General features: G+C 46.0%; 9 protein-coding genes. All 9 read right to left on the reverse strand.

Annotation, left to right across the window (positions count from 1 at the left end):
- Positions 1-82: 82 nt before the first annotated feature.
- From NXV01_RS25905 to NXV01_RS14605, 9 genes are read right to left on the reverse strand one after another with little or no spacing between them, the layout of a single operon-like run.
- Positions 83-706 (reverse strand): alginate lyase family protein, encoded by a 624-nt coding sequence (locus tag NXV01_RS25905; protein WP_309569302.1) that lies wholly within the window; start codon positions 704-706, stop codon positions 83-85.
- Positions 621-1,310, reverse strand: a complete 690-nt coding sequence (locus NXV01_RS25910; protein ID WP_309569303.1) for an alginate lyase family protein — start codon at positions 1,308-1,310, stop codon at positions 621-623. Before NXV01_RS25910 ends, NXV01_RS25905 begins: the two co-directional genes overlap by 86 nt.
- 41 nt (positions 1,311-1,351) lie before the next feature.
- On the reverse strand, positions 1,352-2,776 hold the full coding sequence (locus NXV01_RS14575) for a hypothetical protein (protein ID WP_259022744.1): 1,425 nt from the start codon (positions 2,774-2,776) through the stop codon (positions 1,352-1,354).
- A gap of 15 nt (positions 2,777-2,791) precedes the next feature.
- Positions 2,792-4,306 carry an IPT/TIG domain-containing protein gene (locus tag NXV01_RS14580; RefSeq protein WP_234131978.1) on the reverse strand — a complete coding sequence of 505 codons (1,515 nt, stop codon included), beginning with the start codon at positions 4,304-4,306 and terminating at the stop codon, positions 2,792-2,794.
- Between the two features lie 19 nt (positions 4,307-4,325).
- On the reverse strand, positions 4,326-5,807 hold the full coding sequence (locus tag NXV01_RS14585; protein ID WP_259022745.1) for a RagB/SusD family nutrient uptake outer membrane protein: 1,482 nt from the start codon (positions 5,805-5,807) through the stop codon (positions 4,326-4,328).
- Positions 5,808-5,827: 20 nt separating this feature from the next.
- On the reverse strand, positions 5,828-8,944 hold the full coding sequence (locus NXV01_RS14590; RefSeq protein ID WP_229128568.1) for a TonB-dependent receptor: 3,117 nt from the start codon (positions 8,942-8,944) through the stop codon (positions 5,828-5,830).
- Between the two features lie 23 nt (positions 8,945-8,967).
- Complete coding sequence (locus NXV01_RS14595; RefSeq protein WP_074637162.1) at positions 8,968-10,170, reverse strand: alginate lyase family protein; 1,203 nt, start codon at positions 10,168-10,170, stop codon at positions 8,968-8,970.
- Positions 10,171-10,189: 19 nt separating this feature from the next.
- Complete coding sequence (locus tag NXV01_RS14600; RefSeq protein WP_148366217.1) at positions 10,190-11,359, reverse strand: alginate lyase family protein; 1,170 nt, start codon at positions 11,357-11,359, stop codon at positions 10,190-10,192.
- A gap of 35 nt (positions 11,360-11,394) precedes the next feature.
- The gene (locus NXV01_RS14605; protein WP_259022747.1) at positions 11,395-13,884 is read right to left on the reverse strand and encodes a glycoside hydrolase family 2 TIM barrel-domain containing protein; all 2,490 of its coding nucleotides are present in this window, start codon (positions 13,882-13,884) and stop codon (positions 11,395-11,397) included.
- Positions 13,885-13,907 lie beyond the last annotated feature (23 nt).

A 13,907-nucleotide genomic window follows, 5' to 3' on the forward strand; every position in this document is an offset into this window, starting at 1 on the left:
AAGTCTTTGAGGCTTTATTTGCTTTTTATTTCTCTATTCCACCGGATTGGATGGGTAAGCTTCCGGAGTATATTCTCCTTTTTTACAATGCATCTTTCTCTTTCAGGAAAAGAAGATTGAAAAGCTCTTTGGAGTTCTTTTTCCGGAACTGCTGATATGCCTTTAAATAATCGGTGCGAGTGGAATCGAGCAGATACAGTCGATACAGGTCTTTACATAATTCCTGTTGTTTACTGTTCCATTCGCTGATTTGCTTGTAAGGCCATTCTTTGACTCCTTTACCGAGATATGGCTTCAGAAAATCGGCAGCTTTGTAAATGCTTCGTCCGTCGGCAGAGCTGACAGAAAGAACAGGTATATGGGCTTTTTCTCCCATAGCCGCAATATCTATCAGATGTTGCAGATTGAATTCTGAATATCCGAAAGCCAATGTCCGGCGTAATTCTTCGGGCTGTTTGCCGCCCGGTTCAATCTGTTTGAATACCCGCTTCTCGGGAACTTCCCGAAGTATCCGTTCGGCTACTTTATGATTGCCTGTATAGAGTGCAAATGCGATGGCTTGTGCATCATAAGCAGTACTATGATTGTTGGGGCGGCTGGCTTCTTCTTTTCCTTGTTCGCTAGTCAGAATCCAGTCCAGTAATTGCCCGAACCATTTTTTTAGCTGCTCTGAATCTTTCGAGGTGAACGAACGGGATTTTTTCAAGAAGCTGGACGGCATCCAGCATTTCCACTAACGAATAAGTATCTATCACACCATAGCAACGGCCAAGATCATTATTATGTCCGGGCGCAACCTGTGCATATTTCAGATGTGGATTCATGCAGGTTTTCTTATCCAGAAACCAGACACGAATCTGCTTGGTTGCTTTTAGTGCATACTGTTCTTTGCCACTGAAATACCACGCAAGTGCGAGTGTCGTGACATTATTTGCCATCTCTCCCAAGCGGTTACGGTCCAGTTTATCCAGTTCCGGATTGGATACACCATCGCGGCTGATATAAGGTTTACCGTCCGGCTTGGTCGGGTCCGGCCAGAAATAGCGTGCCTGGCTCAAGTAGTCGTGTTTGTCTCCGCTTGGTGGCGTTTTATCTTTCATCATAACAGAAAGATAGTGGGCGTTCAAAGCCTTGTCTGCCTGCTTTAGTAAGTTCTGATAAGTGGCGCTGTATGCGGCTTGATTGAGAGACTTTTTCACTTGTTCCAGATGTTCCGCATTCCAGATGCTCTGGGCGCAAACAGTCATTGCAACAATGCTGAAAGCCAGTGACAAACGGATTCTCTTGGAGTAGTTCGCTCGTAGATTCATGGGATAATATAACTTTTTGGGTACTCGTTTTATTGTATTGTCTATTTCTCGTAATATACATTCATAATGATGGTGTTCAGTTTTCTGTCTGTTTGAATATTCAGCTGTTTCACCCAAATCAATCCGAATTTCTCCTTATGATAGAAGTAATACACTTCTCCTGCTGCAACAGTCGGAGTATTTGTTTTGATATCAGACGCTTTCACATCTCCGATGTCATCCCGAATATTGGTGATTTCACCATTTGTCACTTTGGCAATCAGTGCGTCATCCGTGACTTTCTTGAACGGAGTTGTCTGCGTAGGCTCTTTCCAGATGGCATAATCATTCAGATTCAAAGCTATACCATTGCAAAACTGACTGTTCAGAAGATTGGTTCCGATATTGGCCGGATTCAACAGACGCGCTGTGGGCGCACCGCTAGTATTATCCATTGCGAAAGTAACCCATTCCTTATGTTCGACTACATCGCATGGAGTCATCGTCCGTCCATTCGTAACATCAAAGAAAGCATTCTCCGTTCCATGACTTCCCAGTTCGATATTTTCCCAAAGGATGTATGGCAGGGTAGGTGTCGGTTTCACTGTTACGCTTCCCGATACAGATAGTTCCTGATTATCCCCCAGCACATTGTCATACACTAATACTACATTGTCGATTACTAAATTTTCGGTAATGTCTTCGGGAGCTTTGAAAGAAAGACTGGTAGCGGTAGCTGTAAACTCGTATGCTTGTCCGTTTACCATTAGTTTCTTGATAATATTCAGATTGGTTCCGGCCAGCGTAATAGTGGCTCCTGTGCCCACTTCTCCTTCCAGAACAGTGGTGACAGTAGGAATAACCGGTGGCACGATTACTTCAAAATCATTAGATACATTCACGGTATGGGTGGTATACGTAACGCTCAACTGAACCTTTTTAGTTATATCGAAAGTAGAGGGCACAGTTACCATCAGTGAAGTATGCGAACGGTCTGGATTGGGATCGAAAGATACCACTTGATCTCCGAAGTTTACCTTAGTAATCAGGTGCATATTCTTTCCTGTAAGTGTGATCTTATCTCCGATAGTAGCAGAACTCACATCAGTGGTGACACCCGGCACTACCACTTCGAAAGCATCACTTAAAGTCAGTTTGTGTACAGAATTGTAAGTGGCAACGACAGAGATATGTTGTGTCACTTCGAAATTATCGGGCACCGCCACTATCAGTGTGGTTTGCGAACGGTTGGATGGCTCGGTAGTGATGTTGACCACCTGATTGTCAAAAGCCACTTTAGAGATCAGATGCATATTCTGTCCGGTAAAGGTAACCTCGTCACCGATTGCTACGGAATAATCCGTAGCCGGTGGATTGACAGATGTTTCCGGAATTATGATTTCATTGTCACGGGTACATCCGTACAACAAACCTATCAGGCAGAACAGGACTGCCGATAATGCGGTAAATTTATATTGTCTTTTCATTGTCTTTCGTCTTTTTTAGTAACGTTGGTAATACAGGTCGAAAGTAATCGTTGCATTGGCATCATTCGTCGCCTTAACAGCGTCAAAGTCTACATTGACAGAACGGATAATCATAATACCGAATTTATTCTTCTTCAGGTTCTTGAACACAACGACACTGCCTGCCTTGTATATATTCGATGCTTCCTTATCCTCCGCTTCCGCTTTCTGACGGCTGCGTACCGAGTTGGAGCCTTCCGCATCCATATCAATATTGAATAATGCTTTGGTAATCTCGTCGGTAGGAGATATTTCTTCGATGTTTCCTTCTTTAATGTTTCTAATCAGTTCGCCATATCCTTTGCTTTCCTGAAGTACAAGAAGTTTGGTGACAGTAGAAGTAAACTCACCAAAGTTTTCGTTGACTTCGGCTTCCGTAGAAGAACTCTTCAATGGAGGTAATGGAGTACCGTTACACCAGTAATTTCTCAAATTAGCCTTTATGTTCTGCGGACCGTTCAATGCAAAGTCATTATTACTGTTGTGTACCGCTGCAAAATCAATCAGGGCACGGGAATCAACATCTTTCAGGATACAAGTGGTGGAAACCTGTCCGGTAGTTCCGTTAATCATATTACCAAAATCTTCATTGCGGTGTGCACCCATCTTCAGATTCGGATAGCTGAATACTCTCGGAATAAATACATAACAGTCATTCCGTAGCGTCAGACTGCCTGTTCCCTCATAATATTTGGCCAGAACGTCCACAGTAGCACTCTCCGGCAATTCCGGAACACGGAATACAATGCTGTTGGCAGTTTTCTCAACGAAGTTAGTCACTTTCACTTCATCCCCGAAATGGATGCTTTCAATCAGATTCAGGAAAGTTCCGTTGAGGGTAATCAGACTTCCCTCGGTCACCCGTTCTGCCATTGCGTCAATGGTCGGAATATCTTTGATGATCTCAAAAGCAGGACCCTCCGGTTGAGTGAACTGCTCTCCTGTAGAGTCAAGATAATAGAGGGAGATAGGAGCGGCATCCGTGATGACGAAAGGAATGGTTGCTACAATTTCTCTTTCGGACTGATAGGAGATGGAAGCCTCTTTATCGCCGAAACAAACTTTAGACACGATGTCCAGATTCTCACCTTGTATTTCAATCTGATCTCCCACGTGCGCCCCGGCAGGAACATTCTTCACTTGGGGAACCGGATATACAATCGTAAATGACTGCTCACTTTCCGTCTTTTTTTCTTTCGTACTAAGAACGATTTTCCCGTTTCCGGCATTGGCGGGAACTACAATAACAATCTCCTGTTGAGAGAGCTTATAGCGTATCGTAGCTTCTACGCCACCAATCGTTGCTTTTTGTATATCGCGCAGGAATTCTCCTTTGACAGTGATTTCCTGTCCGAACTTACCGCTCGTCGGGGTGAACTCTATAATTTGAGGATCACCCTGTTCGGTGACATCAGTCGATTCTTTTTCGTTGCAACCTGCCAGCGCAGTGAGAACGAAGAAGATGAATAGGCTATAGAATTTATTTTTCATGATTCAGTGTCTTTTAGTATTAATAGTTAGGGTTCTGTGTGATGACGCCCGGATTGTTGTCGATCACGCTTTGTGGAATCGGCAGTATCAATTGGTAATCCTGCAACTTGTTGATCTGTTGGGTATAGCCAGCATAGAAATCCCATTCCGTTTCCTGAATATGCTTGTTGACCACCTCTATGGCCTTGCCCCAACGCAAGAGGTCGAACCAGCGTTGATTTTCGAAAGCCAGTTCCAAACGACGTTCTTTCTCAAGATAGGTACGGAATACGTTACGGGTACTCACAGCGTTACTCTCGATTTTGCTTAGTCCGGCACGTTCACGTACCAGATTCAGGTATTTCAATCCGGCAGAAGGACCGTCTACTTCGTTCAATACTTCCGCATACATCAGCAGCACATCTGCGTAACGGATAATGGGCCAGTCATTTTCAGCATCGTATCGTACAGATACTTCTGAAAGGAACTTCTTGACATAAGCAACCTGTGCTTCCATCTCTTTGCTCTTATCATAATAACTGTCTGCCATGCTGACGTCCTTTCTTAAATCCTCTTTACTGTAAGCAGCGGATATTTCTTTCGTCGGGTAATTCTTACCGTCACCGCTACCGGTGATTACATTCGCGCCACTGTTCTGCGGTGCAAATGTATTGGCAAACGGAGAACCGATACCCAGACTGCCGCTTTTGTAGCGTACAGTGAAGATAATGTCATCGTTCATTTCTTTGGTCGTGTCGAACACATCGGCATATTTGACATTCAGCGTTTCGCCTTTAACAGTCACTACATCGCTTAGTAACGGTTTGGCATCTTCATACTGTCCGAGGGTAAGATAAACCTTTGCCAGTAGTGACTTGGCCGCCAGTACCGTGGCGCGTCCCAAGTCATTGGAACTATACGTAACATCCTGCAAGTCCGTGACAGAACGTTTCAGGTCGTCGATGATTTGTGAGTAGGTAGCCTGTACCGAACTGCGGTTTTTTCTTAATGATTCTTCCATACTGATCTCTTCCGTCACCAGAAAGGTGGGACCGAAAAGACGCACCAGATTGAAGTAATGATAAGCACGGATAAAGAGTGCTTCACCCTCGAATTGTGCACGCTTCTTTTCGTCCTCCACTACGTTCAACACTTCGGGAACCAGTATCGAGTTACAGTTATTGATGTTCTGATAAGTAGCCTCCCAGTAAGTACGGATATTCGGGTTGCTGGCGTCCATTGTTCCGAGGTCCAGTGCCAGCAGTTGCATGAATGCGTCATTACTGGAACGGGTGCTGTTCATGCGGGTATTGTCCGAGCGGAGTTCCGTCAGCGCCCATTCTATATTTAACGGATTGTGCATACCTCCGTAACAGCCGATGATAGCAGTATTCACTTCCGCTTCATTCTTATAGAAGTTGATATCGGCTATGTAAGAATCTGGCATGATGTTCAAGTCGCAGGAGGCGAGTCCCAACGCACAGGTCGAGAGAATACCGATGAATGTATGTTTTAGTTTCATTGTTATTTGTCTTTAAGGAGTTAGAAATTAAGTTCGAATCCGAAAGTGACTGTCGATTGCAGGGGGAAACCTCCGGACTGGTAACCGTTGATAAGGGGAGAACTGTAAGAACCACTCGTCTTGCGTGCTTCCGGATTAATACCACGGTAGTCCTTGGACCAGATATAGAACAGGTTCTGTCCTGAAGCATAGAGACGGAGTGAGTTGATTCCGATCTTTTTCAATTGCTTCTTATTGAACTTATAACCTAAAGTCACGTTGCGCAATGCCACATACGAGCCGTCTTCGATCAGGTAATCCGTAAATTCCCAGGCGACACCGCCGTTTGCTGCGAAAGAGGGAGTTTTTCCGTCACCCGGGTAGTCTGCGCTGATCCAGCGGTTTTTCACGTAGTTGCGGTTGAACTTCTTGGTTTCGGTAAAGTAACCGTCACCGTTGAATACATCCAGTCCGTGAACTCCCTGAATCATGACGTAAAGGTCGAATCCTTTCCAGGTCAGTGTATTGGTGAATCCCCATGTTGCTGTCGGGAATGGGTTGCCTATTTCTGTACGGTCTTTGTCATTAATCACTCCGTCATCGTTGATATCTACAATCCGGAGACTGCCCGGTACGGCGCTGGCCAAGTGGGGAACAGCGTCCACCTCTTCCTGACTTTTGTAAATGCCGTCTGTCTTGTAGCCGAAGAAAGAAATGGCTCTCTTGCCTACCTGTGCCAGATATGTTTCGTTACGTTCACCCGTAGAGATCAGTCGTTCTTCTCCCGAAAGTTCCAGTAACTTGTTGAAGTTGGAAGAGATATTGAATGAGCTTTCCCATTCAAAATTCTTGGTGCGGATATTATGAGTGTTCAGTTCTATCTCAATACCACTGTTGCGGATGCGTCCGATATTATTCCAGTAGTTATTGAATCCGGTGAAAGAAAGAACCGGCTGTTTGAATAATAACTGTTTGGTGATGGAGTAGTATCCGTCCACTGTCAGGTTGATGCGGTTGTTCAGGATGCTCAAGTCAAATCCGGCGTTGTATTCGTAAGTCTGTTCCCAGGTGATGCGGTTGTTACCTTTGGTTTCGCTAGTTTTGGCGAGTCCGGAGATCAGGTTGCCGTTTCCCTCTCCCAATGCATAGTTGTTGGGATAGAGCAGGTCATAGAATGAATTGGCGGGAATACTGTTATTACCCGTCACACCGAAACTGGCACGGACTTTCAGCAGGTTCAGCCAACCGAATTGTTTCAGGAAAGACTCTTCCGAAGCACGCCATCCCACAGATACCGAGGGGAAGTAGCCCCATTGATGCCCGTCGGCGAAGAGAGAACTTCCGTCTGTACGGATACTGGCAGAGAACAGGTATTTCTCATCATAACTGTATGTGGCACGTGCCAATAGGGACATCATTGCCGTACGGTATTTCTGGGTGTAAGTTCCGTCAAGGTCGAAAGATGTTGCGGCATTCAATGTATGGATATAGTCGGTGGGGAAGCCCAGTCCGACGATACCGGCAGTTCTTTCAGAAGTAGTCTGCGCTGTGTAGCCGGCCAGTACGGAGTAGTCATGTTTCCCTGTCTTTCCGGTATAGTTCAACGTGTTCTCGCTCAATAAGTCGATATACAGACGGTTGGTATAAGTACCCATAGCTGATTCTTCATCTTTCTTCGCTGCATAATCGCGATATTGATTGTTCTGGCGATACTTGATAAAGAAACCGTTGGAAGTGGTGAATACCAGTCCTTTCATCAGTTGGACATTGAAAGAGGCATTCGCCTGCAGGTTGTAATCCTCGCGGAAACGTTCTTCCGTATCCATCAGTGAACGCGGATTGTTGTTGCTCGAACCGAAAGGACTGCTGGTCGGGGTGAAAGTGGTTCCGTCTTCACGGGTATAAGTAACATTGCTGAAGTCGCTGCCTCGTGCATACGAACCGATAGGTTTGCCGGTCAGTGCGGAGGTGGCGGCTGTATGGCGTACAGGCATGAAAGAGGGCGTACGATAGAAATCCATGAAGTTGGTGGCAGGAGTTTCTGTCTTGGTGTACGACGGTGCCAGATTCAAGCTGAAGTCTACCCGCTTGGATAGTTTGGCAGTGATGCGTGAACGCAGGTTCAGGCGGGTATAGTTGCTGTTGAGCATGATACCGTCTTCCTGTGCATAGTTGCCCGAAATATAATAAGTGATGTCATTCTTGCCACCCGATACGGAGAGCTGCACCTGGTGAATCTGCGGACTGCTGTTCAATCCCTCTTTCTGCCAGTCGGTGTAGTTATCAATGAGGCCGAAAGCCTCCTCTGTCTGTGACATTGTTTTATTTTTCAATACCGATTCATATCCGATCATGCTGCAATAATCCTGTGAACTCATGATGGGATGTAACTTATAAGCCCATTTCAAACCAGTGGAGGCTTTCACGCTGTATTTTGGTTTACTGGCTTTTCCTGTCTTGGTAGTAACCAAAATAACGCCATTGGCGGCACGTGAACCGTAGATGGCTGCCGAAGCGGCATCTTTCAATACTTCGATGGAAGAAATATCCGCCATATCGAGTGTGGAAAGACCGTCCGGTGTGGGGTAGCCGTCGATGACAATCAACGGAGAACTGTCGGCACTGATAGAACCCATACCACGCACACGGATTTGTGGGGCGGCTCCCGCTTCGGAAGTAGAGTTCTGGATATTGACACCGGCAATTTTACCTTGTAATAACTGGTCTACTTGGGTCACGGGAATATCTGTCAGGTTGTTGATATCCATCTTGGACACAGATCCCGTCAAGTGGGACTTTTTCTGCACACCATAACCTACGACTACCACTTCATCCAGTGTCTTGGTATCTTCCAGCAGGTGAATATCCAATTTGTTTTTACCGTTGATGGCAACTTCCTGTGGGATGTATCCGATGTATGAAACCACCAGGATAGACTTGGAGGAGGGGACACTCAACGTAAACTGACCGTCCATGTTGGTGATTGTACCTGCGGTACCACCTTTTACTTTCACATTCGCTCCGGGGATTCCACCCTGACTGTCGGTCACTGTTCCGGTGACGGTAAACGACTGTGCATAAGTGACGGTAACGCACGGAACACAGAATAACAGCATCAATGCCATTACCAAAGGGTAATGAATAAATTTGTTCTTCATCTGATTAGTATTTTAAGTGTTTCTTATTCTAAACTATAGATTAAATGAATTCTTTTGTTGGCAGGTGTCTTGCGGAATTGAGTGCCGATGGCTTCATATCCGGCTTTCGGATCAAAGAAGGAGGCACGGCGAAGAATCCAGCAAGCTTCTTCCTGTTTCTTGTCCCATTCCTTGATTTGTTGGTAAGGCCATTCGCTCTGTGGTTTGCCGATATATGGAATCAGAAATTTCAGTGCTGCCGTAATGGAACGTCCGTCCGGACTGGTGGCGGTGTAAATATCCTGTCCCAAAGTGGAGGCGATCGAACACATATCGAGCATATGTCCCAGATTGAAGATGGTATATCCTAGGGCGGTGGTGCGTGCAAGTTCCAACGGTTGCTTGCCGTCCGGTTCTATCTGCGCGAACAAACGCTTTTCGGGAAATTCCTGAATGGTTTTCATTGCAAGATCTTGATTGCCTGTATATAGAGCATAAGCTGTCAGTTGCACGTCATAAGCCAGACCGTGATTGTTCTTTGCTCTCTGTTCTTCGGCAGCTACGGGACTGGTCTGCATCCATTCCACTAGTTGCGTGAACCATTCTTTCATCCCTTTCTTTACTTTGGGAGTAAATGCTTTCGAGTTCTCCATCAATGTCATGGCGTCAATCATTTCTGTGAATGAGTAAATATCAATCATACCTGCGCCACGTCCCATGCCTTTATTCTTTCCGGGGATGGTTTGTCCGTAAGTGAGGTTCGGATTCATCTTTGTCTTGGCATCCAGAAACCAGACATTCAGGAAGTCTACGGCTTTTTGCGCATATTTCTCATCACCGGAGAAGTAATAGGCAAGTCCCAGTGTGGTGACTGCTTTCGACATATCTCCCAGTTTGTTGCGGTCGAGCTTATCCAATTCCGGATTTCTTAGTCCGTCTTTACGGATATAGGGCAAACCGTCCGGTTTGGATGGGTCCGGCCACCAATAAGGCCCCATGCTCATATAGTCGTGTTTGTCTCCGCTATCTGCTGTCATCGTTTTATCCATTACGGACGGCGGAGTCATCTTCAAAGCCTTGTCGGCATCTCTTAAAAGAGTTTTGACGGCAGGGGCATATAGAGGTGAATCGGCTTTTTCTTTTACTTTAGCTAATTTTTCCGCAGCATAGATGCGGGTGTTGGCTACCTGTGCGTTCAGTGTGAAAGCAGAGGCGAACAATAATGTGCATACTAATAAGTTTTTCATATTCTATTGATTTTCTAGTTTATTGAATCCATAATAACGGGTGACGGATGGGAAGATTACGTACCACCTCTTCGTTGGTGGGGAAATGCTCCAGTTGCATCCATGTTTTGAAATATTCTTTGTTGAAATGATGTAATGTGCCGAATAACAGGAACGGTTGCGCCACCGGCCATTCTTCCCAGAACATGATGTCGGGTTGTCTCTTCCAGCTACTTTTGTCTTTTACGTATGGATAAAGCCAGGCGATACCCTTATCGATGTTTTTGCCATCCGGTGTGGTATAGTTCCATATGTTTTTTTCTTCGGTAGTGAGCAGTTGGCAGATAGTGGCCATTGCGTCAAGGTTGAAAAGAGAATAACCATAGGGCTTGGTGCGTTCCAGTTCTAAAGGGAAACTGCCGTCTGCAGCCATTTGATTAGGTAAAAGTACTGTTTTATAGCGTTCCGTGCAAAAACGAATCATTTCCCGGTTGTCCGTGAACAACGCAAAGGCAGCGACTTGCATGACCCAGCAGGTACCATGATTGTTTTTCGCTTCCATTTCTTTGATTCCGTAACGGTGTGTGGACATCCAGGTCAGATAATCGGAGAACCATTGTTTGATAGTCCCCAGTTCTTCCTTGTCAATTATCCCTTTCGCTTCCATAAGCCGGAGCGACTGCACTACTTCGATCAGGTGAATCGTATCGATAATTCCTATTCCTCGTCCTGTCGCTACTCCCTTGATGGCCTGTGCATACAGCAGATTGGGATTCATCTGTGTATCCGGGGTGATAAACCATGCCCGGATATGTTGCATGGCTGCATCGGAATATACTTGTTTACCCGTAAGTATCCAGGCGGAAGTAAGGTCGCCTACCAGTTGGCTCATGCGAATCATGGCCTGCCGGTGTGCTGTGAAATTCTCCGGGTTGGTTTCTCCGTCCCGGCGGATATAAGGACCGTCGGGAGCTTCCGGATTCGGCCACCAGTAGTCACCCTCCGAATAGAAGTCATGGATACCTCCGGCACTTCTTGTCGCGCGGGTAGCGGTCACTGTGACCGGTTTCTCATGAAGCGCGGCATCTGCCCGTTGTATCGTTTCTTTTTCTAAAAGGTGACGGATCTGTTCGGCTGTGTTTTCTCCGGCAACTGCCGTAGCAGTGCCAAAGAATATAATGAAACCTATTGAAACTATTGTCTTTCTCATGGTACTTTTCTCCTTTTCTTATTCAGCTTTCACTGCTATTCAGCTTTCACTTCGATGAAAGCAGTTTGAATGCCCGGTGATTTTACGGCTATCTGGCATGTGCCGTTCAAGTCAACGCGAATCGCAGCTCTGCCATTATAAGCTTGTACTTTTCGGGAACCGGTGGATGTTCCTAAGTTCTGAATCAGTTTTCCGTCGCCCGCAGCTTCAAATGAGATTACATTTGCAGCATCCAGGCAGGGGATCCCTTTGTCGTCAGTCAGCTGGGCTTCCACCCATACGATAGAACCTTTATCGGGGTATGTCTTCAACTTCAGTTGTTTCGGATTGCCCCATTCTTCTGTCTGGTAGTTGAAACTTATTTCATCCGTAATGGCTGCTTTCATGTTACCTTTACCAGGGCCTTTCACAGCGACCGCTTTTATGTTATTTTCTCCTGCTTTCAGTAGGCAGTTCCAGTGAAGTCCCGCTGCCGGAAAGTCCTGGCTGTTGCGTTGCTTGACTCCCTGACTGACGCCGTTCACGAACAGTTCTACTGCTGCACAGTTGGAATATACCAGAATCTCTTTTTCTTCGTTCACTTTGCCCCATCGAGTCCGCCAGTTATGACCGTAAATATGAATCATAGGCTGTTTAGTCCAGTAAGACTGGAAGACGTAGTAGGCCTCTTTTTTAGTGAGATCCCGTTCTACCACTCCTTTCTGATTGACGTATGGCACCGGATTATCGGGGCGGAGAGGGGTGGAGAAATCTTTGAATACCCAAAAGGCGGTTCCTGTCAGCCAAGGCATTGTTTCTTGCTCTTTCAAGTGCCAGTCGAATAGTTTTACGATGTATGTTTCCGACCAGTCGCCATCTCTGGAAGCACGGGGATCTCCGCCTTGCAGGGCGAAGTCGCCTGCCCGTTCGTCGGCACTGTTTCCACTCGTAATTGCCTGTAGCGGGTTGAAAGGATATTCGGAATGACGTCCGGCATGTGAGTCACCTCCCCATTCTACGTGCAGGAAATGTTTCACCCGTTTCATCTCGTTCTCCGAAATGCTCTTGTAGTCTGTGAATTGTCCGCGATACCAGCCTGCCCAAATGGAGGGAGAGTAGACATCTACAATATCATTGCAGAAATCACATCTGCGGATGGAAGTCATACGTGACGGATCGAGTTGGTGTGACAAGTCATTCAACTCTTTCATGAAAGCACGGATGGCCGATTGTTCGAATGTTGAGAAATCATTGGGCCAGTCATTTTCATTTCCCAATCCCCAAAGGATGACGGAGGGATGATTGTGGTGCTGGGTAATCATGTTGGTCAGCATCCGGCGGGCTTGTGCCTGATATTTCTCTCCTCCCAGTCCACCTCTGCACCAGGGGATTTCTTCCCATACCAAAATGCCTAACTGATCGCATAAACGGAGAATGATGTCCGATTGTTGGTAATGTCCCAAACGGATAAAGTTGACTCCCATCTCTTTAATCAGTTTCATTTCCGCTTCCATTTGTTCTTCTGTCATAGCGGCACTTACTCCGGCATGGTCATCATGCCGATGGGTTCCTCTTAACAGCAGACGTTCTCCGTTCAACCGGAAAGGTCCGTTTTCAATGAATTCAAAGTGACGGAATCCGACGGATTCTGTAATAGTCTGTTTGCTTTGAGGAGTAGTCAATGTCAGTTCGCAGGTATAGAGTTGAGGCTGGTCGGGACTCCACAGAATCGGATTCTTAATCGTTGTTTCGAACAGAGGATTTGTTCCCAACGGAAGAATCGTTGTTGTCTGTTCCCATACCTTTTCTCCATTAGGTGCCTTTAATAAAAGGTGAATGCTTGCCTGGTGAATATCATTCGGGTTATGAAATGTTCCTTGTATCTTTAGAGAAGCGCTTTTCATATCTTTCTCTACAGGGGTTTTTATCTGTATATTACTGAAGGACACTTCGGGCTGGTAAATCAGATTCACGTAGCGGTAAAGACCACCGTATAAGTTGAAATCCGACAGGTCGGACGGAATCATCTCCGTATCTCTGGTATTATCGCAACGAACGGATAATGGAATTCTGCCATTGAAGCGTTTTGCGCAATCCGGGTTGGCAAGGGCTTGCTGAACGGCTTCGGTGATATCGACACTCCAACCGTCGTAGCCTCCTGTGTGACTGGCTACTTTATATGTATAGACATACACTTCCGTTTTTTGTCCTGCTCCCTCAAACTCCAGCAGGATGCGTCCATTGAGATATGGATTCTTGATAGAAAGCTGCGTGCGATACCATCCTGCGCCCTGATAATAATTGATATCCGGGTCTACTGCATCTTCTGCATTGAAACAGTGGGGCAAGGTAACCTGTTGCCAGATAGGCACTGCTTCGGAAGAACCGGGGTCGGCGGGACGTATTGCTTCCCAAATGCTTCCCAAGTCACCTTTCAGGTATTCCCATGAGTCTGTCTGCCGGATTCTTTGTTGAGTCGGAATCATGGCATTTAACGGGAGTATCAGCAGAATGAACAGGATGAATATGGAAGATAATCTTTTCATAATTAGTAATGTACTAATAAGGA

Source organism: Bacteroides sp. BFG-606 (genome assembly GCF_024788145.1).
Taxonomy (GTDB): domain Bacteria; phylum Bacteroidota; class Bacteroidia; order Bacteroidales; family Bacteroidaceae; genus Bacteroides; species Bacteroides vicugnae.

Excerpts from the sequence above, each read along its gene's own strand:
- NXV01_RS14590 (WP_229128568.1), bottom strand. The coding sequence starts at position 8,944 with ATGAAGAACAAATTTATTCATTACCCTTTGGTAATGGCATTGATGCTG.
- NXV01_RS14605 (WP_259022747.1), bottom strand. The coding sequence starts at position 13,884 with ATGAAAAGATTATCTTCCATATTCATCCTGTTCATTCTGCTGATACTC.
- NXV01_RS14600 (WP_148366217.1), bottom strand. The coding sequence starts at position 11,359 with ATGAGAAAGACAATAGTTTCAATAGGTTTCATTATATTCTTTGGCACT.
- NXV01_RS14585 (WP_259022745.1), bottom strand. The coding sequence starts at position 5,807 with ATGAAACTAAAACATACATTCATCGGTATTCTCTCGACCTGTGCGTTG.
- NXV01_RS25910 (WP_309569303.1), bottom strand. The coding sequence starts at position 1,310 with ATGAATCTACGAGCGAACTACTCCAAGAGAATCCGTTTGTCACTGGCT.
- NXV01_RS14575 (WP_259022744.1), bottom strand. The coding sequence starts at position 2,776 with ATGAAAAGACAATATAAATTTACCGCATTATCGGCAGTCCTGTTCTGC.
- NXV01_RS14580 (WP_234131978.1), bottom strand. The coding sequence starts at position 4,306 with ATGAAAAATAAATTCTATAGCCTATTCATCTTCTTCGTTCTCACTGCG.
- NXV01_RS14595 (WP_074637162.1), bottom strand. The coding sequence starts at position 10,170 with ATGAAAAACTTATTAGTATGCACATTATTGTTCGCCTCTGCTTTCACA.